The sequence below is a fragment of the Ruegeria sp. CK3 genome, assembly GCF_056536565.1.
The window spans coordinates 122,177-143,657 of record NZ_JBQFPV010000011.1 but is presented as its reverse complement, the minus strand read 5'-3'; the positions used below and the strand labels follow the sequence as shown (position 1 = coordinate 143,657).

Sequence of the window (21,481 nt, the reverse complement as noted above, 5' to 3'; positions counted from 1 at the left end):
CGCGTTTCGCGCGTGTACCTCTTGACCACCGGGGTATTCCCACCCAGAAATCGGTAAAAAATCCTTGTGCCTCAGGGCTGAGACGCTAACGTGCCAGTCCCGCCCATTTTCGGCACGCAAGTCAGAGGAACAGAGGGTATGAAGATCAGCATCGAACGCGGCACCCTTCTCAAGGCCGTTTCCCAGGCCCAATCCGTTGTGGAACGTCGCAACACGATCCCGATCCTTGCCAATGTGCTGATCGAGGCCGAAGGCGACCAAGCCCTGTTCCGAGCCACCGATCTGGATATCGAGGTTGTCGACAAAGCGCCTGCGCAGGTCGAAAAGGCCGGTGCGACGACAGTGGCGGCTACGACCCTGCATGAAATTGTGCGCAAACTGCCGGATGGCGCGCTTGTCACCCTGACAGCCGACAGCGCCGCAGGTCGTCTGACGGTTGAGGCGGGCCGGTCGAATTTCTCTCTGGCGACCTTGCCGAAAGAGGATTTCCCGGTCATGGCGTCCTCGGAATATCAGTCAAATTTCACCGCGTCGGCAGCGTTGCTGCGTCGGTTGTTCGACAAATCAAAATTCGCAATCTCGACCGAAGAGACGCGGTACTACCTGAACGGTGTCTACATGCATGTCGCGGATGGGTCCGAAGGCGGCAAGGTTCTTCGCTGTGTGGCCACCGATGGTCACCGTCTGGCGCGGATTGATGCGGACCTTCCGGATGGTGCTGCGGACATGCCGGGTGTGATCGTGCCGCGTAAAACCGTGGGTGAGCTGCGCAAGCTGCTGGACGATGACGAGATGGACATCGCTGTCTCGGTCAGCGAAACCAAGGTACGCTTTGCCACGCCGGATATCACGCTGACGTCGAAGGTCATTGATGGCACCTTCCCCGATTACACCCGCGTTATTCCGCAGGGCAACACGCGCCAGTTGGAAGTGGATGCTGCTGAATTTGCGCAAGCCGTGGACCGGGTTGCAACGGTTTCATCAGAGCGTTCGCGCGCCGTGAAGCTGCAACTGGATGCGGATAAGCTGGTATTGTCGGTCAACGCGCCGGATAGTGGCGCGGCTGAGGAAGAGTTGGCCGTCGCTTACGGTGACGAACGGCTGGAGATTGGGTTCAACGCGAAATACCTGCTCGAGATTGCATCGCAGGTGGATCGTGAGAACGCGGTATTCCTGTTTAACTCGGCCGGTGACCCGACTTTGATGCGCGAAGGCAACGATCTGAGCGCGGTTTACGTCGTCATGCCGATGCGCGTCTGATCGCGCTGGCGCGCGATGCCTCCGGCGGAGGTATTTTTGAACAGAAGAAGGGAGGGGTCATGGGATTGGCCCTGACCGAACTTACGGTCTCGCATTTTCGGTCTCATAAATTGGCGCGTTTGTCTTTGGATGGGCGCCCGGTGGCCATTCATGGGCCGAACGGGGCCGGGAAGACCAATATTCTGGAGGCAGTGTCTCTGTTCTCGCCCGGTCGCGGGATGCGGCGGGCCAGTGCGGCGGAGATGACCCGGCGGCCCGAAGCCCTGGGCTGGAAACTGTCCGGTCTGCTGAGCGCGCAGGGCGGGCGGTATGAGATCGAGACGTGGTCCGAAGGTGGCGCGGCGCGTCAGGTTCGGATTGATGGCAAGGCCGCCAGTCAGATTGATCTGGGCAAGCTCGCGCGCGTGGTGTGGTTGATCCCGTCGATGGATCGGCTGTGGATCGAAGGGGCTGAGGGGCGGCGGCGATTTCTGGACCGCATCGCGCTGAGCTTTGATCCCGCGCATGCCGAGGCTTCGCTGACCTACGAAAAGGCTATGCGTGAGCGGAACCGGCTATTGAAAGATCAGGTCCGGGACGCCCATTGGTACACGGCTTTGGAAGGTCAGATGGCCGAGACAGGGTATCGGATCCATGCGGCGCGTCTTGCAGCATTGGATCATTTGCGTGCCGCGCAGGATCAGGCCGAAACGGCGTTTCCTTCAGCAGACTTGGAGTTGATTCAAACGGAAGGTGCGATGCCCGAGACTGCGGATGATCTGCGCGAGGCGCTCAGCGAAAGCCGTTTCCGCGATCTTGCAGCAGGGCGGACTCTGGTCGGGCCGCATCGCTCGGACCTGTATGGGGTGTTCGCGGCCAAGGGGGTTCCGGCCAAGGATTGTTCCACGGGTGAACAGAAGGCGTTGCTTGTGTCCCTGATCCTGTCAAACGCACGGGCGCTTGCGGAAATGATCGGTGCGCCACCGATTGTGTTGCTGGATGAGGTGGCTGCGCATCTGGATGCCGGGCGACGCGCGGCGCTCTATGATGAGATCTGTGCGCTGGGCGCTCAGGCCTGGATGACGGGCACCGGGCCTGAGCTGTTTGCGGAATTGGGAGACCGGGCCCAAACGCTGGTTGTTACCGAAGGCGATGAGGGCTCGGTCGTGTCGGCTTAGGCCGGTTCGTTGACTTTACGTTCCCACAGGAAACCGCGCATGACCTGATCGACCGGAGTTTTGGCCATGTGGTTGACGTAGTTCGACATGGTTTTCTGCGCCAGACCCAGAATCACATCCAGAACGGCGCGGTGCGAGTAACCGGCGTCAAAGAACGCCTGCAGTTGTTCTTCGGTCGGGTTACCGCGGGTTTCCATCACCTGCAGGGTGAAAGTGCGCAAGGCCTCCAGCTTGGCAGTCGGCAGCGGGGTTTCGTTGCGCAGAGCCTCGGTGATCTCGTCCGAAACCTTCATCATTTTGGCGATGCCGGTATGGGCGGGGACACAGTAGTGGCACTCGTTTTCAACGTTGATGGTCTGCCAAACGACGGTTTTCTCATCATTGTCGAAATCGGCTTGCAGGAAGAGGCCGTGAAGAACCTGATAAGCCTCCAGATGCTGCGGGCTTTCCGCCATCACCTTGTGCAGACCGGGTAGGCGGCCAAAGGCGGCTTGCGATTTCTCCAACAGCGGTTTGGACCCCTCAGGGGCGGATTCGAGGTCGTGAGACGGGAAGTTGGCCATTTCAAAACTCCTGATTTCTGGCGCGATGAGTCGTATTTAGGGTTTCTTGAGCGATCACTCAAGTATATATTTGAGCAAACACTCAAGAATTGGTGATCTATTGCCACGTAAACCCGCATATGACCGAGACGCGCTGATCGCGCAGGCGCGTGATATCTTCTGGCGTCACGGCTGGGCCGGGACGTCGCTGAAGGACCTTGAGCGCGAGTTGAAGCTGAAGCCGGGTAGTTTCTATGCGGCGTTTGGCTCGAAAGATGCCCTATATGCGCTGGCGCTGGAGCGTTACGCGCAAGACGGGGTTGCCAGTATGCTGGCCTTGGCTGAGGAGCTGGGGCCGCTCGGGGCGCTCAAGGCGCAGCCCTATCGCGTGATTGCTGCCTCTGACCTGCCGACCAAAGCTTGTATGCTGGCCAAGACCTATGCCGAGTTGCAGGCAAAGGATCACGATCTGGCCGGTCAGGCAGGCGCGCATATGATCGCAATGAAATCCTGTTTCGCAGACCTGTTTCGCCGCGCCCAAAAGGCCGGAGAGATAAGCCCTGATCACGATCCCGAACGCCTTGCTGCGCGCTATCAGTCGGACCTTCTGGGCCTGCGATTGACGGCCGAACGGGACGACGTCAACGCCGCCGAAATTGCAGCTGATATCGCGGCAGACCTCGATCGGCTTTGATCCGCAGATAAATCGGATCTCAACCACAAAATCTTGGGGGAGCGCGTGACATTCCCCACCAGAAAACGTATAAGTTACCAAAATAATATAGGTACTAACGGCATGTCCGAAGACGCACAGGCACCCCAGGAATACGGCGCAGATTCCATCAAAGTTCTCAAAGGCTTAGAGGCGGTTCGCAAACGTCCCGGTATGTATATCGGGGATACGGATGATGGCTCGGGTCTGCACCATATGGTGTATGAGGTCGTGGACAACGGAATTGATGAGGCTCTGGCCGGTCATGCCGACCATGTGACCGTGAAAATTCACGCGGATTCCAGCGTCTCGGTCAGTGACAACGGGCGCGGAATTCCGGTCGATATTCACCCCGAAGAGGGCGTCTCGGCGGCCGAGGTTATTATGACCCAGCTGCATGCGGGTGGTAAGTTCGACAGCAACTCGTACAAGGTGTCGGGCGGTCTGCACGGCGTGGGCGTTTCGGTTGTGAATGCTCTGTCCGAATGGCTGGAGCTGCGCATCTGGCGCGCGGGCAAAGAGCACATTGCACGTTTTGAGCGTGGTGAGACCGCTGAGCATCTGAAAGTCGTCGGCGAATGCGGCGATCGCACCGGGACCGAGGTGCGCTTTCTGGCCTCGACAGATACGTTCTCGAACCTCGAATACTCGTTTGAGACGTTGGAGAAGCGCCTGCGTGAGCTGGCCTTCCTGAACTCGGGCGTGCGCATCATCCTGATTGATGAGCGCCCTGCAGAACGGCTGGAGACCGAGCTGTTCTACGAGGGCGGCGTCAAGGAGTTCGTCAAATACCTCGACCGGTCCAAGACCCCGGCCATGCCCGAGCCAATCTATATCAAGGGCGAGCGGGACGATATCGGTGTCGAAATCGCCATGTGGTGGAATGACAGCTACCACGAGACGGTTCTGCCTTTCACCAACAACATCCCACAGCGGGACGGTGGCACGCACGTGGCCGGTTTCCGCGGCGCTCTGACCCGGACGATCAACAACTATGCGCAGTCCAGCGGGATCGCGAAGAAGGAAAAGGTCAGCTTTACCGGCGACGACGCACGCGAAGGTCTGACCTGCGTGCTGTCGGTGAAAGTGCCGGACCCGAAATTCTCGTCGCAAACGAAAGACAAGCTGGTTTCGTCAGAAGTACGACCTGCAGTCGAAGGCCTGATGAACGAAAAGCTGGCTGAGTGGTTCGAAGAAAACCCCAATGAAGCTAAGGGTATCGTCGGCAAGATCATCGAGGCTGCATTGGCCCGTGAGGCCGCCCGAAAGGCGCGTGAACTTACCCGCCGCAAGACGGCGATGGATGTGAACTATCTGGCCGGGAAGCTGAAAGACTGTTCCGAGAAGGACCCGTCCAAGACCGAAGTTTTCCTGGTGGAGGGTGACTCGGCGGGTGGCTCAGCCCAGACCGGTCGCGACCGTCTGACTCAAGCCGTTCTGCCCCTGCGCGGGAAAATCCTGAACGTTGAACGCGCGCGGTTTGACCGGATGCTGTCGTCGCAGGAGATCGGCAACCTCGTGATGGCTCTGGGCACCGGCATTGGCCGCGATGAGTTCAACATCGAAAAGCTGCGCTACCACAAGATTGTCATCATGACCGATGCGGATGTAGATGGCGCGCATATTCGTACCCTGCTGCTGACTTTCTTCTACCGTCAGATGCCGGAATTGATTGAAGGTGGGTACCTCTACATTGCGCAGCCACCGCTCTATAAGGTTTCGCGTGGTAAATCAGAGGTTTACCTGAAAGACCAGGCCGCACTGGATGACTATCTGATCAATCAGGGGGTCGAGGGTGCTGTCCTGAAACTGGGCTCGGGCGAGGAAATCGTCGGCCAGGACCTGACCCGCGTCGTCGACGAAGCGCGCCAGTTGAAACGCGTTCTGGATGCCTTCCCAACTCACTACCCGCGTCACATTCTGGAACAGGCCGCCGTGGCCGGTGCCTTTGTCCCAGGTGCTGTCGATGCCGACTTGCAAGGTGTTGCCGACAAGGTTGCCGCCCGTCTCGACTTGATCGCGCTGGAATACGAGCGCGGCTGGCAGGGCCGTATCACGCAGGATCACGGCATCCGCCTAGCCCGTATCCTGCGCGGCGTTGAAGAGGTCCGCACGCTGGATGGCCCCATGCTGCGCTCGGGCGAGGCCCGCAAGACCGGCAGCTTCACACAAAGCCTGCAAGAGGTCTACAACACCCCAGCTACCCTGATCCGCCGCGACCGGGTGCAGGCGATCCACGGCCCGCTGGACCTTTTGCGCGCCATTCTGGAAGAAGGCGAAAAGGGCCTGTCGCTTCAGCGCTACAAGGGCTTGGGCGAGATGAACCCCGATCAACTCTGGGAAACCACGCTGGACCCGGACGCGCGCACCCTATTGCAGGTGCGTGTGGACGACATGGTCGAGGCCGACGATCTGTTCACCAAACTGATGGGAGACGTGGTCGAACCCCGCCGCGAGTTCATTCAGCAAAACGCCCTGAGCGTGGAGAATCTGGATTTCTGAAAACTTGTAGGTTTGCGCATAACACTTCGCGCACCCCATAAGTTTACGTAGTTCGCCCATAGTTTTGCGCTGCGCGTTTGTCTGCATTAGCGACGAATTCAATCAGTTTATGGCTTAGTCGTCGCGGTTATGGCCCTTTGCATTGCTCAATCCCGCAAAGGGCCTCCCTAAGGAACCTTGGATTCTCGCGAAGGTCTGCGATGCGCAGAAAGCGGACTTTGCAAAGTCTTGGGTACAGATCGTAATAGAAGTCTATTTTCTCAGAACTCTGGGCCTAAGCATCGCTGGCTGAGGATTAGAAGCTCGAACGACGGATTCAGTTTCAAGGTTCAAATCCATCTCAGCGGATCGCCCAGAGACTGTTGATCTTCCCCGAGTTCAGAGCGGAGTGAACAGATAGAATGATGCGGCGTGACGCCAATTTATTTCCTACCGACCCGGAGCGGGCAGGGTTTGGCTCAAGGCAGTTCCAGGAAGGGTCAAGATAAACGCAGAAAACAAATGGCTGAACAGATTTCTGGACTGTGACATAGATGATCTTCGCCGAGGTTGGGTGTGGGTGAACTAGTAGTTGAAACGCAAACCTAAGCCGGCACCTTTATCGTAGGGGCGGTCGGAACCTATGCCGATGAGGAAATCAGCATAAATTGCGATGCCAGGGCTGAGGTTCTTGCCAATCTGGAACTCAGCGGTAGCTGGCCAAGCATCGTTCTCCCAGTCATATGGTGCTTTGATATCAGCCTTGGCCCAGTACCCATCGCCAAACGGTTGTAGCGCAATCAACCGCATCGCGGTTTGGTTTATGTCCGTCGGGCCATTGTATGAAGCAAAATGCTGGAGCAGTGGGATCAGCGTCAGCCCTGATTTTGTGTTTGCAAAGGCGAACCCGCCAAAAGGCGCAATTTGATCGGACCCGGTTCCGATCCCTTTTTCCGGGTCGCCAAAGTCCAGAATCCACTCCAGACCAATGGCCGACTTGATGGCCCAAGTTTCGTTGAGCGGTCTCTGAGAAGGGAAATAGATCGCTTTGAGGCTCAATTTCTCGAAGTCAGTGAACCGAGTTCCAGTCACATCCGTTGAGTTGTAGTGCAACTCATATTTCAGTTTCAGATCAGGCCGCAGCATGTATGCGCCATCTATAAAGGCGTCCTGCTTGTCAGCACCGTTGCCCAAATCAAAATACTGATACCGGATGTCCGTGTTATTAACTGCGGCCAAAGGGTTTGAAGCGTTTTCATCGGCGATTGCTGGGGCCGCAACAATGCCAGTCGCCAATGCAAGGATAAGCGCTTGGATTTTCATATTGTTTCCAGAATTTTTGTTGTGGATGCCAAGCCCCACATCAAGCATATCATTATCTGATGCGGGGCTTGCATGACTCTTATCAGCTTCACCCTTTAGTCGGGCTGAATGTCCCGCTTGGCGACAAAGGCATCCACCGCTGCGACGGTTTCAGGACGAAGGTTCACGATACCTTCATAGGGACGTCCAGTCGCGGCCGGTTGATCGGGGTACATTTCCTTAAATTTCAGGTGGCGGGCAATAATGCGGTTAAACTCATGTCCAGCCCATGCTCCGATCTCGGTCGATACGCTCTGTTCTTCGCGGGGGTCGCGGAACAGGTTGTAGAACTTGGCCACGATAGCATTTTCACCTTTGGCCGGAACTTTGAGTTTGATGTGTTCCTTTACCACCTCTTTCAGCGAATTGATCGAGTAGATCAGTACATGATCCCTGCGCCCATGCGTATCGCCAATAAACATCAGGGACGTCTGATCGACACCGTCAATGATCCGGTCGCGGGGGATGGCATCCATCGCTCCGCCGATACGCGCAATTGACGTGAACAAATCAGAGATATGAATAATGTCAGATACAATCGAGTCTCCCTCGATCAAGCCGGGCAGGCGGGCGAACGCATCCACCCGAACGCCTCCTTCAGACGTATCGGCCTTGCCGCCCCGGAAGACCAGCGGCGAAAACCCACTGCCGGGGGCATATTTGGTGAAGTGACCGTTGTCGCCCATCAAAACGATCAGGGTATTGTCCCTAAGCCCCAGCGCATCGACTTCGTTCAGAATGACCCCGATCCATTCATCCAGCTCTTCCATGCTTTCAACGAATGTACCGCCGTTGGGTGTCGTGAACGCCTCTCTCGTCGTGCGCGTTGTCGACAGAGGGACAAGCGGCCAGTATTGCAGGAAGAACGGTTCATCCCGTTCTGCTAGCAGGCGCAACTGTTCCATCGCCTGTGCCTGATAGCGGATGTTCATTTCATTATATTTGTCCTGGGTCCATTTCTCACCCGGTTCCATATGGACTTCGCGGACCTCCCCGCCAATAACAGCTTCGAGGCCGGTAATCATGTGTCCCGGATCAGGGCGAAACCAATCATCCAGCGTGTATTTGGAGTTGTAGTTGTCTTCCCCTATGGCCATGGTGATTTCTTCCTTGGCTGCATCTTCGTTGAAGATGGCCAACTGGCCCTGCTGATGGATGGGGAACGCGGCGTAGTCAAAGCCCTGATAAGTAGGCCAGGATTCCTGAATGTCGCCCATGTGCCATTTGCCAACATGCGAGGTGTTGTAGCCTACGGATTTCAGAACTTCGGCAATTGTGACTTCTTCATCGGCAAGGCCAAAACCTGAAATATCGACGGCGGTATCGCCCATCCCATTGCGATACGGCTGGCGACCCGTCATGAAGGCGACCCGCGACGGTGTGCAGGACGGCTCGGTATACATGCGCGCAAACCGCATGCTTTCCTCTGCGAGCGCGTTGATATTGGGCGTCGAATACCCGCGTATCGCGTTCATCTCGGGCATACCCATGTCGCCAAAACCCATATCGTCAATAAGGATGTAGAAGATGTTTGGAGGGTTCCCTCCGTTTTTCTCACGAAAATCGGCCAGCAGTTGGTCAACCTGTGCGTCGTTCTCGACCCAAACGGCTTCGTTTTGCTGCTTCAGCACATAGTATTCCGCATCATGCACGATATTGCTGTCCTGAGCTGCCGCCGTGATAGCGGAGCCGGCAAAGACCAGCGCGGAGAGGAACAGTTTTGATTTCATGAGATACCCCTGTTTCATGATATACTTGTTTTCAGACCTTCAAGGATCAGATGATGGCAAAAGGTTGAAAGGGAGAGTTCGCTGTCTTCAGCCTGTGAGCGCAACAACTCTTTTTCGCTTTTGGTTAGCAGCGTTACGACGCGTTCGGTGCGCACAGTATCTTCAGGCAACGATGGGCGTCCGAACCTCTTCCCTCTCGATTTGTCTGCTTTGTCTTGCAATTGTCCACGCCTACATATTCGAATAACATTTCATGAAAACTACCTGCGGGGCGGAATGGACGACATCAAAAAACGATCAGCCCCCAAAAAAACCTGCGCCCCAAACACACTTTTTTTGCAGGACCCTTCGCAATTCCGCGAGCTGTCCCAATGGGATGTCGAGCTACGTCAAATTGAAGAGGGAACTATGAACTCTTCGGTATCCGTTTGGGCAGGTCTTGACCTTCAAATGATTGATTTGTCGTTTGATAAGGCTGTGTACCAAACCGGAGTTTCTCGCCCTGACATTCTAGCGTTTGGCTTACCAGACAAAGGGAGTGTACGAACTTGGCTTAACGGCTCACCCTCAGACACCGCTCTGATGAATTTTGGTAGCGGAGACCCTTTTGAAGGCGTGAGCAATTCAACGCTCACAGGCCTGACCTTTGGCATCGACATCCGAAGGGCTCAACGGATCGCCGACGATTGCGGTCTTGATATCAGCACCGTGCGAAATGACGCTTTAAGATCCTTCGTTAGCGACGCTGGCAAGCTGCATTACTTAGTCAAAAACAAAGCGCGCTTTCTAATTGGATCAGCGGCCGGACCAAGCTCTGATAGTGAAGAGAGTGATATGATCTTAGAGCTTCTGGAAATGCTGGTGGTAGGCGAAAAATGGAGTGATCGGCGAAACAGTAAAAATAGAACCCGTTTAGCACAACAAGCCGTTGAGTTCATGCGGGCCCATTTGATGGATAACGTGTCAATCGGTGAGGTATGTGCAGATATTCAGGTATCCACATGCACTCTTCGTCGCGCGTTTCAGGAAACATATGGGGTGAGCCCCAAGCAGTTTTATCTAAGAGCCCGTCTCGGTGCTGTGCGCCATGAACTGGTATCCTGCTCGCCAGAGGAGAGTATATCGGACATCGCAAACGCTTACGGATTTTGGCACATGGGTCAGTTCGCGCGAGACTACAGAGCACTCTTTGGACAACTGCCGACACAAACGTTGTCAGGCAAAATGAACTGAAACAGAGCTTGGCAGTCCGCGGCCTAACTTGTCCGCAACACTAGAATTGCAAAGTCGGATTTTGAAGGTCCGCTTAGGGCTGCCACCGGTCATTAATGTGAAAAGTAACGAAAGGCGACAACAAGCCCAATGCGGGCTTTGCCAACCTTTCAAATCAGCATCATCCCCGACCATTTCAGTTCGAGTTTCAATCCCTAGCGGGCAAGGCAACCTCGCCTTCCCAGTCAGAAATACGGTGCGGTAGCGCCAGGAATTTTGACGCCACACGTGTTTTGGTCGTTCCACTTCCAGTCATCCCCGAATATTTGCCGGTGGAGGAAACAATCCGCCAGTTGTTGACGCCGAAGGCAACAACCTCCCATCTCATGGTGAACGTGTCCTCTTCTTCACCATAAACACAGACGCCACCGCCGCTGACACCGCTGGGTCCGCCGAAACCCGAGCCCACGCACCGGACAAAACCAGGATCGATTGGTCCCTCGTCAACGGTATAAGTCCCATAGTTGTCCTCTTTCCAGAACACGTCCTCGCCCGCGGAAATTTGCTCTTGGTTGACGACATAGAAGTTCGTTGCCGACACTTTCTCTGCAGCAGTCAGACAATGAGGCGCAAAGAGAACTGCGGGGATAAGCATTGAACGCAACATGTTGTTTCCTTCGACAGTGGGGCAAAATCAGCATGATAGAGACTACGAAATTTATTGCTAGGAAAGGAACGCATAGCCGGACCTGAAAAGTCAGCTTCGTCCCGCATCTCAGAGATTGCAAAGCTTAGTGATGAAGGTCCGCTTTGGGCTGCTACTCGACAGACGAATATCTGGCCAATCCGGGCTGGCCATATCCCGCGCCTGACAGAAGGAAAGGAAAAACTTCTTCGGTTGAGAGCAGGCGGGCCAAGTCCGGAGGCTTACGACTTTGCAACTGGCAAAGATATGGTTGTTAAATAAGCAGCTCGGCGACTACAAATCTGGATCGACTATCCTTTGGTGCTTTTATTTACTGCTGAACCACCAAGTCTTCAAAACGCCTGGCTCCAGCTTCTGGTAAGGTTGCGAAACGAATTCCATCAAGACCAATTTCATCTCGGAGCTTTGCCAGATGCTTCAGGTCATAACCAGAGTCTTGAGGTACGACTAAGAGCGCCTCTGGTACAAGTCTCCTAAGGAGCCAAAGATAGCCAAGTGTATTTATTGCGAACTGTCTTTCTACTCTCGTCCTGTGCGCGTTTATTTCGACCGCTACTTTGGGCTTCCCATCAACTTCGATGACGTAGTCAGGATACAATGAACCTAGGCTCCTTCCGTCTTTGAGCACCGCGTTGTCGGATCCGAACATCTTGGGGCCATATACCGTGAGAAAAGAGAAAACAGTTTGATCAAAAATTTGCGCGCGTTGAGGAGAGGATAGTTTTGAAAGATTTGTATCCGAGTGCTTTTCTGCTCGCTCCTGTCGGAGTCGGTCGAACTCGGCCTTTAGCTCGACTTGTCTCATTTGTCCGCCGAAGACCTGGGGCGCTAGTCTTTCAGCAATCGTCGGATCCAGTTCTTCTATTTTCATCAAAAACATGACCAGGGTCATACCCAACCAAGCTGGTCTATCTTTTTCTACGTCGGGAAATCTCTTTTTTAACCACTTGTATGCTTCGAGCGGGTTTCTCAGGGTATGAGCACGCTTCCCTCTTAGTTCCGCCACCAAATTCAGAACTTCCGAAGATGTGCGAAGGTCATATTTTATTGGGTTTTCGACCGCTTCTGCCAAGGCCTCACCAAAATCTATCCAATTATCTTTTTTTGCCACGTCTTCGAGGCCGTTGCTTTTTCGCATCGGTTAGTTCACCATTATTGTGCATCGTCAACAATTATTTGCAAATGACGACGCTGATATTGTAGGGAATACCCTATGAAAATCGACAGTAGAGCAGAAATCCCTGCGCGCCAAGCTTGGCGAAGAGGGCAAAAAAAGAAGTCGCATTTCTTGTCCGCAAGAAAAGCAAAAGGCGTGATCCAGACTGAAAGTGGGTTGGAGGCAAGTTTTGCCTTTGGTTGTGACCTGCATCCGAAGGTTAAGGCTATCCGGCCGCAACCCTGCACATTCGATCTGAAATCGGGTCGTGTTTATCCAACAAAAGCGGAGCTCATCACCAAGTTCAAGGGAACAGGATACAAACCAAAACCTTACACCCCTGATTTTGAAGTCATCTGTTTTGATGGCCGGAAGCTCTTCGTGGAAGTGCGACACTCTAGATTGTTGAAGCACAATGAGAGCACGTTGCTACTGCCAAACATCTTTAGAAGCCTCGGTTTAGAGCTTCTGATCCTCACCGATCAATTTCTTGCCAGAGATTTGGTGCACAATATCCGATCTCTGCATCCCTACATTCGGAGGTCTCCGACTGACGAGTTCCTTCGCAAACTGTCTTCAATTGAAGCACAAACGTTCCGGCTGGAATTTCTCCTGAAAGAACTGGGTTGTAGCAAGATCGATGTACTAAGTTCAATCGTTTTGGGCCACATCTCAGTTGATCTTAGAGCAGGCATGCTTCGACCCAAATCTGTTGGACGGTTAGCCCACGGCCAAAAGTCTCATCTGGAGATCTTTCCACTGTGACGCAGCAAGGCCCCAACTATGTCGGATGGAATGTTCTCATCGGAACGGAAGCTTTCGTGGTCAAGGAGTTTGATCATCAACGAGATCACGTTTCGCTTCAGGATGAAGAAGGGACATACAAAGAGATTACCAATGAAGAATTCAGGACGCTTTATTCTCTCGGTGTGGTAAGCAGCCCGCATGTTCATGGTACGACTTCCAAAAGACTGGGTACACCAGAGGAAAACAACGAAACGTGCTTTCGAGAACTGATCCTTGTCAGAGTAACTGAACTACAAAGACAAGGATACTCGTGGGCTAAGATTAGAGACAAATTGGCAGATGAGTTCGCTGCGCATCCGCTTCATGTACATCGGAAGAAACCTTTTCCGACTGTAAGGACCATTCAGAATTGGCGCACGCAGTACCTACTTTCAGGAAAAGCAGGTCTACGATCCAAGACAAGTAATTCCGGCAATCGTACTCCGAGGTATAACGCGGAGTTCCGGGAGGTCGTTTTGGATCTTTTGGAAGAACATTTTCTTAACAACGACCTAAAAACTATCACTTGGATTGCCCGGCAAGCCAAGCGGCTGTACCGAAGGCAATGCGAATCCGAAGGCAAGGTGCCGGGTCCCTGCGGAAGAAAGTGTGTTGAAGCAATTGTTTACAGCCTGCCACATGCCGGACTTTTAAAACGGCGACTGGGGGACGAAGAGGCAAACAGGCGCTATCTAATGGCGCTGGAGTACCAAAGAGTATCCACCCCGCTCGAAAGGGTAGAATTGGATTGCACCACGCTCGATATTTGGTGCGTCGATGATGACGGAACCCCAATTGGCCGCCCCCACATTTGCGTAGCAATCGACTGCGCAACCGGTGTTATTCTTGGGATGCAACTCAGCTGGAGCCGTCCCGACACTGCATTGGTTTCTCGAACTGTAAAGGAAATCTTGGAGCCCAAAACACCAGCATTTTTCATGATGCACGGTATCGAGAACGATTTTCAGACATTTGGGACGCCTCAGCTGTTGATTACAGACCAGGGCACCGAAAACAGCGGTGATGTCTTCCATACGATCATCGATTGTTCGAGCCTGGAATGGCGCAAGATGATCCCAGGTCGACCGGATAAAAAACCGTTCATCGAACGTTTCTTCTTGGAGCTGAGCCGGTTTGTCACTCAATTCCCTGGTGCTTCGCAAACGTCCCTCATCGGCCCGAGAGATCGGACGGACAAGGCACAAAAAGAGGCCCGCCTAACTTTGCAAGAGATTGAAACGCGACTGCAAAAATGGCGCTACGATGTGTACTTACGCATGCCCAGGCGACGCGTACAACACGTGCTCCGAAGACTGGAATCTCCGATGCAATCTTGGCGTAGGACTTCCAAAGACTGTTTTGTACCAATGCCTCCAGATCCCCACGAACTCAGAGAGATGTTTATGGTTCAGGCTGCGACGAGAACTGTGCAACGGTACGGTATCTCCTACGGCGGAGTGACATACCATAGCGCTGAACTCGCCAACTACTTGAAAATGGTCGGTGTGCCTGCAACGGTCGAAATCCGCGTTGACCCGAATGACATTCGAGAAATTGCGGTTCTGGATCGCCTGAATAATGAGCATTTCTTCGTACCCGCAAAGTATGAAGAGTGCCCGGCTCTATCCTTCGATGAGTTGGCGAGACTGCGAAAGCAAACCTTCACCCCGGAAGACGAAGAGCTTCAAGAAAAGGCGCTGATCGCTGCGATGGCTCTGCACCTTTACGAAGAAGAACCAAAGGCAAGGACAAAGACCGCAAAGTCGCGGGAGAAGGCCGCCAAAGAGGAGCGAAGACAGGAAATCTTCGCCCAATCCAAGAAAGTCATGGATAAGCACGGGCATTCAGAGCCCGCGTACAGCGCGGAAAAACCTGAGTTTGATCTGCCCAGCAAACTGCCAAGTTTTGTCTCTAAAGGAGGGTGTCCGCAATGACAGAGCGAGTGTTTGAAGTTCTGAACCGGACAATTGAACATCCGAGCTATTTGGTTGCCAAAGACAAATTGGTTGAAGCCGTCTCCATCTCTCGCGAATTAAACGGCGCCGCAGTTTTCTTGTCCGGACCTACACGCTGCGGAAAGACGCAACTCTTGAATGACGTTCAAGTTGAACTCGGCAAGCGACCAGATCTCAGTAGCGACCTGCTTGAGTATTCTGGTTTGAGCGGAGCAAGTGATTTTGTCATCGGAAGTATTCCGACCAAACCAAACAGTAAGACACTGCTTACAGCGATGCTGGAAGCCGTTGGGGTCAAAGCCGGACCAACCCAAAGCGCGCATGATTTACAGGCCCGTCTGTGCTTCGCTGTGCGTGAAAAAGGTATTCGCACAATCGCGTTGGATGAATGTAGCCATTGCGCCGAACGAGGTGCTCATCTGTCAAAACGTGGCGCAACCGACCATTTCAAATGGCTAATCGATCAAACAGGGGTCACGTTGATCCTCGCCGGTTTGCCTAAGTTTCAGGGGCTCATTGATGAAAACGAGCAATTGAGGGACAGAACGCTGTCGACTATCGAGCTGTTTCCGTATGCTTGGTCGAATGGCGCCGATGCTACAAGCTTTGCCGCAGCGTTCTCTGAAGCTCTATGCAACATGCAAGCCGCCGGCGGCCAGTTTGACTTTGATTTCGAAGAACTGGTGATCAGATTGTACGGCGTAACTGGAGGTCGCATTGGAATGCTTGTGCGCATCCTCCAAGTGGCCGCGCTCAAGATGAAGTCGAAGACGCTGACATCCAAGATTATCTCGGACAGCGCAATTCAGTTGACGCAAAAGAGCCTAAACGCTGGTTACTTTTTTGGGGAGGAAGCACCTCAGAAAATCGACCTTGTTCGATCCTACATCCATGTCATGCAGGACGCAGGATTGGATGTAACACCAGAGTCACTCATTGACCTGGAGGCGTTAGAGGCCGCATGACATCGAGACGCTCTGACTTTCTGCGACCGGAAAATTCAGAAAGCCTGTTGGGCTATATTAGGCGCTTAGGGCGAGCAAAAGCACACTACTTCACGTCGGATTTCTTTGCAGAACTTGGTAATAAATACGGGCGTCGATTGGTCGATGATATCGTAGCCATTGAACAGGAGTTGGGGGTCCCACCCGGGACGCTTGAACGCCTCGCACCTGTCTCGCCACCCAAAGATCCTAGTCGAGACTGGCAATACGAACGTCTTCACTCTGACCCAGTTTGCCCCCAATGCCTCGCGGAAAAGAAACCATATCAAGCGCACTGGCGGCACTCCCTGGTAACTGCATGTCATGAACATCGATTGAGGCTGGTTGATGTTTGTCCAAATTGTTCGGAGAGATTGACGCCACATGTGGGCGGCTATCGATTGTGCAGTTGTGGGTTTCCCCTTGATAAATTGCCGCGCTATCAAGCTTCAGAACACGAATGCGATATTGCATCCGCAATCTCAGGCACCGGTCCATTGGTCCTAAATGCCGAAACCGGAAGCAGACCCCCGAGCGACGTCGGTAAATTCGTTCATTTCTTAGCTTCTGGGTTTCAAGCCAGCCGTACAGGCAAGCTCGGAAAAACGAAAATTCCGAAGACCGTTGAAGACGCGGTTCGACTAATGGCGCCGGTCGAATCCCTTTTGGCAAACTGGCCGCATGGTTTCGAAAATTATGTGAAAAAGCTGCTGCATGAAGGTGATCCCGATGCAACTTCTGCTCCTGAGCGGCTTGGCAACTGGTATCAGCGCCTAATGCGGTTTCGAGAACCGGAATACGATGTGTTTAAGGACGCAGTGGCACGTGTGATCGAGAGAGAATTTAGTGGCTTCCATCCGGGTCGTTTGGCGTCTACTTCATTGAGAGAGTGGTTGCCCGCAACGGAAGCGGCACGACAACTCGGAATTTCTGCACAGCGTCTCGTTGCGGCAGTCCAGAAAAAAGAGATCGCTGGCAAGATCAGTCAACGCGGATTTGGACATAATCAAACAGTCGTTCCCAAATTCGAAGTTCTCAACATTGCAGCAGATCGTCGGCGCTTCTGGAGCGCGGCAGAAACATGTGACTATCTGGGAGTTGGACGTACACAATTCCAATTTCTCAAAGAACTTGGTGTGGTCGGCGAAGTCCCAGTTTCAGATCGGCCACCGCTCGTGGATGGCCGGTTCCACTCGAATTCTGTAGAGGAACTTGTCTTTAAGATTAGAGCATCGGCCACTGAATTGACGGGAGAGGCAGTTTTGTTCAAAGAGCTTACGCTTAATCGAACAACTGACAAGACGGCGCTGAAGAAGCTCATTCGTCTCATTTGTGAAGGTTCTATCGCTGCTGAATTGGAAGATCAGGATGTCCTACTCGGTGATTTCAGGTTCCAGAAATCGGACGTCGAAAAGGTTCTGCGATCTGAGCGGCACTCGTTGGACTGGACTGCAAATGATGTCGCGAAGTTAACGGGTTGGAAGGCTCAGGCGGTGACACATTGGTGCAAGCTGGGCCTGCTCGGATCTCGCAAAGTTCCGCACTGCCCAAGCGATTCTTTCTTGGTCAGACCACAGCAGCTTGTGATTTTTCAAAGCGAGTACATGCCCGTCGCGACACTGGCGAGGTCAAGAGGTACAACATCCCGAAAGCTACTGTCCGATTTTGAGAGCAAAGGGATTGAGACACATGGCGCGCAAATTGAAGGCAAGACGACGCGAGGGCACCTAGTAAAACTAAGTGACCTGGCTTCGCTGCTGTCTGAGGCCGCCTAGTGCTCGCCTGCACCATCCGAAAAGAACACCACTGAAATGCGCTGTCCAATTGCAGGTTCATGGTCGCGTGAAACCTGTTCAGCTTCCTCGATGACCCGGACCATCTTCTCATGGATCTCTGCGGACGCCTGATGATCGCTTTCGAGCTTTTCCAGGATAACTTGAAGCGCGATGTACCCCTTGGGAAGACCCTCATAGGCGAAGCTGTCACGCACTTCGTGTTTCGCTTTTTCCCAGAAGGGATCAAGCTCACGGCTCCACGCCTCACACACCATTTCCACGGCGGGCAGGGACAGATGGCCAAACAGTTTCTGATCACTGAGTTCGATGCCACCTTTGCGTCCCATGAATTCGGCGCAGGCTTTCATTAGGCTCTCAACGCGCGCCGGGCGTAAGTCCCACTCGGTCAGCTTGCCGATCTGCACTGAAATCGTCTCTAGCGCTTCAGAGAGATCTTCCAGTGACATGTGGGCGTGCTCCATACCAAGGCTTCTGGTCCGTTCGTATGCAGTCTCCAGCGATTGGACGCAGGCTAGCTGGTCGCGTTCCAGTATTAGGCCTGGCGCAGTATCCTTAAGAAGCAGCAGGCGAGGCGGAAAGAAGCTATTGCTCTTGCTAAGTCCTTTGAGATGTAGCGCCGTGAATTTCTCACGGGCCGATAAGAGCGCCAACTCGGCGCCCCAGGTGCCCTGGATTTTGGCCTTGTCGATGAGTTTGTAGCGGTCTTCGGGGATTGTTTGCTTGGTGCGTTCCAGCACGTCGTGAAAGTTATTGTCGCGAAGCCGCCGCGGGGATCGCAGATATTCAACAACACTATCGAGGATCAGTTCTGCGTCTTCGGTGCTTTCTTCTAAGACGGCGTCGATCAGCTCTTCCCCAGCCAAAGTTCTATAGTTCTCTATGCGCTGGGCGATTTTTTCGTCAGATGCAAACTGACCTACTGGCACATCAATAAGGTGATAATTGACGACCCCGAACTCACTATCGATCCTGTCGATCCTACCCAGACCTTGGATGAGCTCTTTCAGGTTCGAGGTCAGACCAAGCAACACCAGCGTGTCTGACGACTGAAGGTTGATACCTTCAGCCATTTTGTAAGTCAGAAAAACCGAGGCAGATCCTTTTGGTTCGTTCTTTCCTCCAGGTCGGAAGTAAGACTCAACGGACTTGCCCTGTGTGATACGCTTGAAGCTGTCGGGGCCACCTCCAAAGATCGCCTTCACGGCGCGATCTTCGCCCTTGGTTTGGTTTCCCACGACATAGTTGGTGTGGTGGCCTTTGCGCGACAGTGCTTCTGCAAAAATCTCTAGTGTGTCCGTCCGTTCTGCGAGAAAGACGACTCTGTCTTTTTCATTTTGTATTCTCAGGCATGCCTCATACCGCTTCTCATCAAGCTCCTTGAGAACACTGAGACCCAGTTTTTGGTTTAGCGCGTCGCATTTCTTTGTGGGTTCAGGCGCTTCTATTCCCAATGCTTCGAACATGTCGGACTGGTCGCGGTGGGGCACCTTTTTCTTCGATTTTCCGCCACGCTCGAAGTCGCGAAGCGATTTGCCAATAGCTCCATGAGACATCTCCCAATGGGCCTGGGCGGCGCTCACGCGCAAAATGTTCAAAAGGTTGCGGATGTAGAGTTGGTCCTGGGTGCTTTGTTGCGTGCTGACATGCCCGAACCGGCTTTTCTCGACAGCGGTCACCCTACCGCCAGGCGCAAGTTCTTTACAGAGTGCCACAATCTCATCCAGGCGCGTTTGCTGAGGCTTTGTCACCTTAAGTTTCTTCGGGCGCCCGTGGTTTTCAAGTTTCGGGTAACTGTGCTTCTTGGGATCTTCGTCCTCACCAATGCATCGCCTTTGTCTGCGTGTCAAAAACGGAGAAACAAGTTGCGCGAGTTCGGTGCGAGCCTCTCGCGTGAGCGTCGTGTCGGGTTCTGACAAAACGGCCAGTTGTGCATCCTGGTTGAAGATATCTTTGGGAACGTGGGTTTCGCGCTCGAACAACTCACCCATGGCCTGAATGAAGGTTGGGGTCATGAAAATGGACGCCCTCTTCTCCTGCATATGGGTCAACCAGTCGACATCCCGGTTCCCGAGCAGCGTTGCTGACAGACAGACATTCCAGCTTGGTGGGGCAAGTTCGATGGCTGAAGCCATTTGAGATGCTTGTTCAAAGCCTGGTGTAACCGTGTGGCTTTCATCGATTATCAGAATGCCAAACTGATCGAGCCTGAGCCCAGATTTTTCTTCATCGCCAGCGCCGCGGAGGTGTTGTTTGGCAAGTTTGCTATTCGCGACAGGTTGGAGCGAGTTTGTCGAATACTTGCGCCAACTGGGAATAACTTTGGGCGGGGCAATTACAGCCGCATTTTTTCGCGCAACGCCATGGACGGGGGAGCGGGGCACGACTTCTGAGAATGTTTCTGACAATGCTTCGGCCAGGTGACAGCCGATCTCTGTCTTTCCTGAACCGGTTGGCGCTTCTACGAAGGCGATGCCATGGTCATAGACGATGGAACACGCCTCATAGGTCAGCTCCTGTTGATACCCAAACAGCGTATGGCTCGTGATCTCTTTTCGGGCGCCAGTGAGCCAGGGTTCAAACCCCTTTTGCTCCGAAATTGTTCGCGCCATCGCGTCTTCAGCGGTCACCGGTTTGATAAGCTGATCGAGTATCTCCAGCGCCTCGGTATTCCAATCGACAGACACATCCCAAGCCTGCTCGGCGGCTTCTGTGCGTTCGACCTGAAGTTCATGCGTGCCCGCATCCAGGTCATCGGCATACTCGATGTTTCTGTAGAGCCCTGAGTAGGAAAAGTTTGCGGACCCGGCGACGGCACCTTTTGGGGAACTGACGATTTTTGAGTGTAGCCGCCGATCCCCAGATATACCCAACTTGCGTTTGGCGAGCTCCGGATCGAAGACACGCAGATCAATTTTCCCGGTTTTGATGGCGTGTTTTGCCAGCACTGCGATGAGATCGTGATCTTCTTCCACTTGAAGCCCGGAGCGCTCCAGCCAGTAGAGTTTCATTTCTTGGGTGACTGGTTTGGGGTTTGTCAGTCTTTTGGTATTCGCAGTGTCGATCCCGAACGATATCCGGACCCGGATATCGCTGTCGTTTTCCAGATCCCTCAGCTCGGGCAATTCCTTCATCAAGATCGACAGCGAAGACAAGAAGTCCTGATACCCGGTGACAATCAGACAATCCCCGGAGGTGATGTGGGGTCGATAAAGATTGATGACCGGCCGGTCGATATTGGTGCCGACCTTCGCAACCGGTTCGGCATCAAGCTCGCTTGCGGGCTTTTGATTTGCTTCGGTGAGCTGCTTTGGCTTGGAACGCAGCCAATCAGGGAGTGAAAACAATGAACAAGTCTTGGTTTAAGGACACTTAGTCTAATAGTGATACTGCGGGCATCGTCCTTCAAGACGTCACCGGAAGAAACATTCGTTTTCCTGAAACTGTCGGAAATTCGCACCGGTTTTGTGGTAGAAAGCCGGGATTTCGAGATTTAACATAAGTCGCAATTATAGAGCGTTTGGGCTCTCGTCGGCCAACCACCGCCGCACGAGAAAAACGGCCAGTCGTGAGTACACTTTCAGTGGTTACCTTGAGCCCAAGGTACAAAATGTTTCACCGGAAACTAAGGTCAGCTATGCGCAGT

General features: G+C 53.5%; 16 protein-coding genes and 1 pseudogene. 11 read left to right on the top strand and 6 right to left on the bottom strand.

The window, feature by feature from the left end; all coding sequences use genetic code 11:
- Nucleotides 1–138 precede the first annotated feature (138 nt).
- Both dnaN and recF read left to right on the top strand, forming a co-directional pair.
- A complete protein-coding gene (gene dnaN / locus ACR0C3_RS17895; protein WP_170351930.1) occupies nt 139–1,260 on the top strand; it encodes a DNA polymerase III subunit beta in 1,122 nt (373 codons plus the stop codon).
- Between the two features lie 59 nt (nt 1,261–1,319).
- The gene (recF, locus tag ACR0C3_RS17890) at nt 1,320–2,417 is read left to right on the top strand and encodes a DNA replication/repair protein RecF (protein ID WP_170660824.1); all 1,098 of its coding nucleotides are present in this window, start codon (nt 1,320–1,322) and stop codon (nt 2,415–2,417) included.
- Here recF and ACR0C3_RS17885 read toward each other — a convergent pair.
- Nucleotides 2,414–2,980: a carboxymuconolactone decarboxylase family protein gene (locus ACR0C3_RS17885; protein WP_480759742.1), complete on the bottom strand. Its 567-nt coding sequence runs from the start codon at nt 2,978–2,980 to the stop codon at nt 2,414–2,416. The genes recF and ACR0C3_RS17885 overlap by 4 nt on opposite strands.
- Nucleotides 2,981–3,080: 100 nt before the next feature.
- On the opposite strand from ACR0C3_RS17885, the gene ACR0C3_RS17880 reads away from it, so the two are divergent.
- Nucleotides 3,081–3,653 (top strand): TetR/AcrR family transcriptional regulator, encoded by a 573-nt coding sequence (locus tag ACR0C3_RS17880; protein WP_170537086.1) that lies wholly within the window; start codon nt 3,081–3,083, stop codon nt 3,651–3,653.
- A 102-nt stretch (nt 3,654–3,755) separates the two neighbouring features.
- Nucleotides 3,756–6,173 (top strand): DNA topoisomerase (ATP-hydrolyzing) subunit B, encoded by a 2,418-nt coding sequence (gene gyrB, locus ACR0C3_RS17875; RefSeq protein ID WP_480759740.1) that lies wholly within the window; start codon nt 3,756–3,758, stop codon nt 6,171–6,173.
- 564 nt (nt 6,174–6,737) lie between these two features.
- Here the strand turns inward: gyrB and ACR0C3_RS17870 are convergent.
- Together ACR0C3_RS17870 and ACR0C3_RS17865 are read right to left on the bottom strand one after the other, a co-directional pair.
- Nucleotides 6,738–7,523: a hypothetical protein gene (locus ACR0C3_RS17870; protein WP_480759739.1), complete on the bottom strand. Its 786-nt coding sequence runs from the start codon at nt 7,521–7,523 to the stop codon at nt 6,738–6,740.
- A gap of 47 nt (nt 7,524–7,570) precedes the next feature.
- Nucleotides 7,571–9,244 (bottom strand): sulfatase-like hydrolase/transferase, encoded by a 1,674-nt coding sequence (locus ACR0C3_RS17865; protein ID WP_170386664.1) that lies wholly within the window; start codon nt 9,242–9,244, stop codon nt 7,571–7,573.
- 276 nt (nt 9,245–9,520) lie between these two features.
- On the opposite strand from ACR0C3_RS17865, the gene ACR0C3_RS17860 reads away from it, so the two are divergent.
- Nucleotides 9,521–10,477, top strand: coding sequence for a helix-turn-helix domain-containing protein (locus tag ACR0C3_RS17860; protein ID WP_170334736.1), 957 nt, complete (start codon nt 9,521–9,523; stop codon nt 10,475–10,477).
- A gap of 187 nt (nt 10,478–10,664) precedes the next feature.
- Here ACR0C3_RS17860 and ACR0C3_RS17855 read toward each other — a convergent pair whose 3' ends face one another.
- Nucleotides 10,665–11,111, bottom strand: coding sequence for a hypothetical protein (locus ACR0C3_RS17855; RefSeq protein WP_170501785.1), 447 nt, complete (start codon nt 11,109–11,111; stop codon nt 10,665–10,667).
- A gap of 66 nt (nt 11,112–11,177) precedes the next feature.
- Between ACR0C3_RS17855 and ACR0C3_RS17850 the strand changes: the two genes are divergently transcribed.
- Nucleotides 11,178–11,423 (top strand): DUF3291 domain-containing protein, encoded by a 246-nt coding sequence (locus tag ACR0C3_RS17850; protein WP_480759737.1) that lies wholly within the window; start codon nt 11,178–11,180, stop codon nt 11,421–11,423.
- Nucleotides 11,424–11,472: 49 nt separating this feature from the next.
- Here the strand turns inward: ACR0C3_RS17850 and ACR0C3_RS17845 are convergent, their stop codons facing one another.
- Nucleotides 11,473–12,300 carry a hypothetical protein gene (locus tag ACR0C3_RS17845; protein WP_480759736.1) on the bottom strand — a complete coding sequence of 276 codons (828 nt, stop codon included), beginning with the start codon at nt 12,298–12,300 and terminating at the stop codon, nt 11,473–11,475.
- A 75-nt stretch (nt 12,301–12,375) separates the two neighbouring features.
- Here ACR0C3_RS17845 and ACR0C3_RS17840 point away from each other — a divergent pair, with 75 nt between their 5' ends.
- The 5 genes and pseudogenes from ACR0C3_RS17840 to ACR0C3_RS17820 all read left to right on the top strand — a co-directional run bounded on the left by ACR0C3_RS17840 (nt 12,376) and on the right by ACR0C3_RS17820 (nt 17,817).
- Nucleotides 12,376–13,083 (top strand): hypothetical protein, encoded by a 708-nt coding sequence (locus ACR0C3_RS17840; RefSeq protein ID WP_170380006.1) that lies wholly within the window; start codon nt 12,376–12,378, stop codon nt 13,081–13,083.
- A complete protein-coding gene (locus ACR0C3_RS17835) occupies nt 13,080–15,038 on the top strand; it encodes a Mu transposase C-terminal domain-containing protein (protein WP_480759734.1) in 1,959 nt (652 codons plus the stop codon). The genes ACR0C3_RS17840 and ACR0C3_RS17835 overlap by 4 nt, the downstream gene beginning before the upstream one ends.
- A complete protein-coding gene (locus tag ACR0C3_RS17830; RefSeq protein WP_480759733.1) occupies nt 15,035–16,024 on the top strand; it encodes a TniB family NTP-binding protein in 990 nt (329 codons plus the stop codon). The genes ACR0C3_RS17835 and ACR0C3_RS17830 overlap by 4 nt, the downstream gene beginning before the upstream one ends.
- A pseudogene (locus ACR0C3_RS17825) lies at nt 16,021–16,374 on the top strand (TniQ family protein); the annotation flags it as partial. The gene ACR0C3_RS17830 and the pseudogene ACR0C3_RS17825, both read left to right, overlap by 4 nt.
- A 54-nt stretch (nt 16,375–16,428) precedes the next feature.
- Complete coding sequence (locus tag ACR0C3_RS17820; protein WP_480759815.1) at nt 16,429–17,817, top strand: hypothetical protein; 1,389 nt, start codon at nt 16,429–16,431, stop codon at nt 17,815–17,817.
- Here ACR0C3_RS17820 and ACR0C3_RS17815 read toward each other — a convergent pair.
- Complete coding sequence (locus tag ACR0C3_RS17815) at nt 17,814–21,182, bottom strand: DEAD/DEAH box helicase family protein (RefSeq protein ID WP_170380010.1); 3,369 nt, start codon at nt 21,180–21,182, stop codon at nt 17,814–17,816. The two genes, ACR0C3_RS17820 and ACR0C3_RS17815, sit on opposite strands and share 4 nt — an antisense overlap.
- Nucleotides 21,183–21,481: the final 299 nt, after the last annotated feature.

Bases quoted from the DNA above. Each gene is read 5' to 3' on its own strand.
- dnaN (WP_170351930.1), top strand. From the start codon at position 139: ATGAAGATCAGCATCGAACGCGGCACCCTTCTCAAGGCCGTTTCCCAG.
- recF (WP_170660824.1), top strand. From the start codon at position 1,320: ATGGGATTGGCCCTGACCGAACTTACGGTCTCGCATTTTCGGTCTCAT.
- ACR0C3_RS17885 (WP_480759742.1), bottom strand. From the start codon at position 2,980: ATGGCCAACTTCCCGTCTCACGACCTCGAATCCGCCCCTGAGGGGTCC.
- gyrB (WP_480759740.1), top strand. From the start codon at position 3,756: ATGTCCGAAGACGCACAGGCACCCCAGGAATACGGCGCAGATTCCATC.
- ACR0C3_RS17870 (WP_480759739.1), bottom strand. From the start codon at position 7,523: ATGCTTGATGTGGGGCTTGGCATCCACAACAAAAATTCTGGAAACAAT.
- ACR0C3_RS17865 (WP_170386664.1), bottom strand. From the start codon at position 9,244: ATGAAATCAAAACTGTTCCTCTCCGCGCTGGTCTTTGCCGGCTCCGCT.
- ACR0C3_RS17860 (WP_170334736.1), top strand. From the start codon at position 9,521: ATGGACGACATCAAAAAACGATCAGCCCCCAAAAAAACCTGCGCCCCA.
- ACR0C3_RS17855 (WP_170501785.1), bottom strand. From the start codon at position 11,111: ATGCTTATCCCCGCAGTTCTCTTTGCGCCTCATTGTCTGACTGCTGCA.
- ACR0C3_RS17845 (WP_480759736.1), bottom strand. From the start codon at position 12,300: ATGCGAAAAAGCAACGGCCTCGAAGACGTGGCAAAAAAAGATAATTGG.
- ACR0C3_RS17840 (WP_170380006.1), top strand. From the start codon at position 12,376: ATGAAAATCGACAGTAGAGCAGAAATCCCTGCGCGCCAAGCTTGGCGA.
- ACR0C3_RS17830 (WP_480759733.1), top strand. From the start codon at position 15,035: ATGACAGAGCGAGTGTTTGAAGTTCTGAACCGGACAATTGAACATCCG.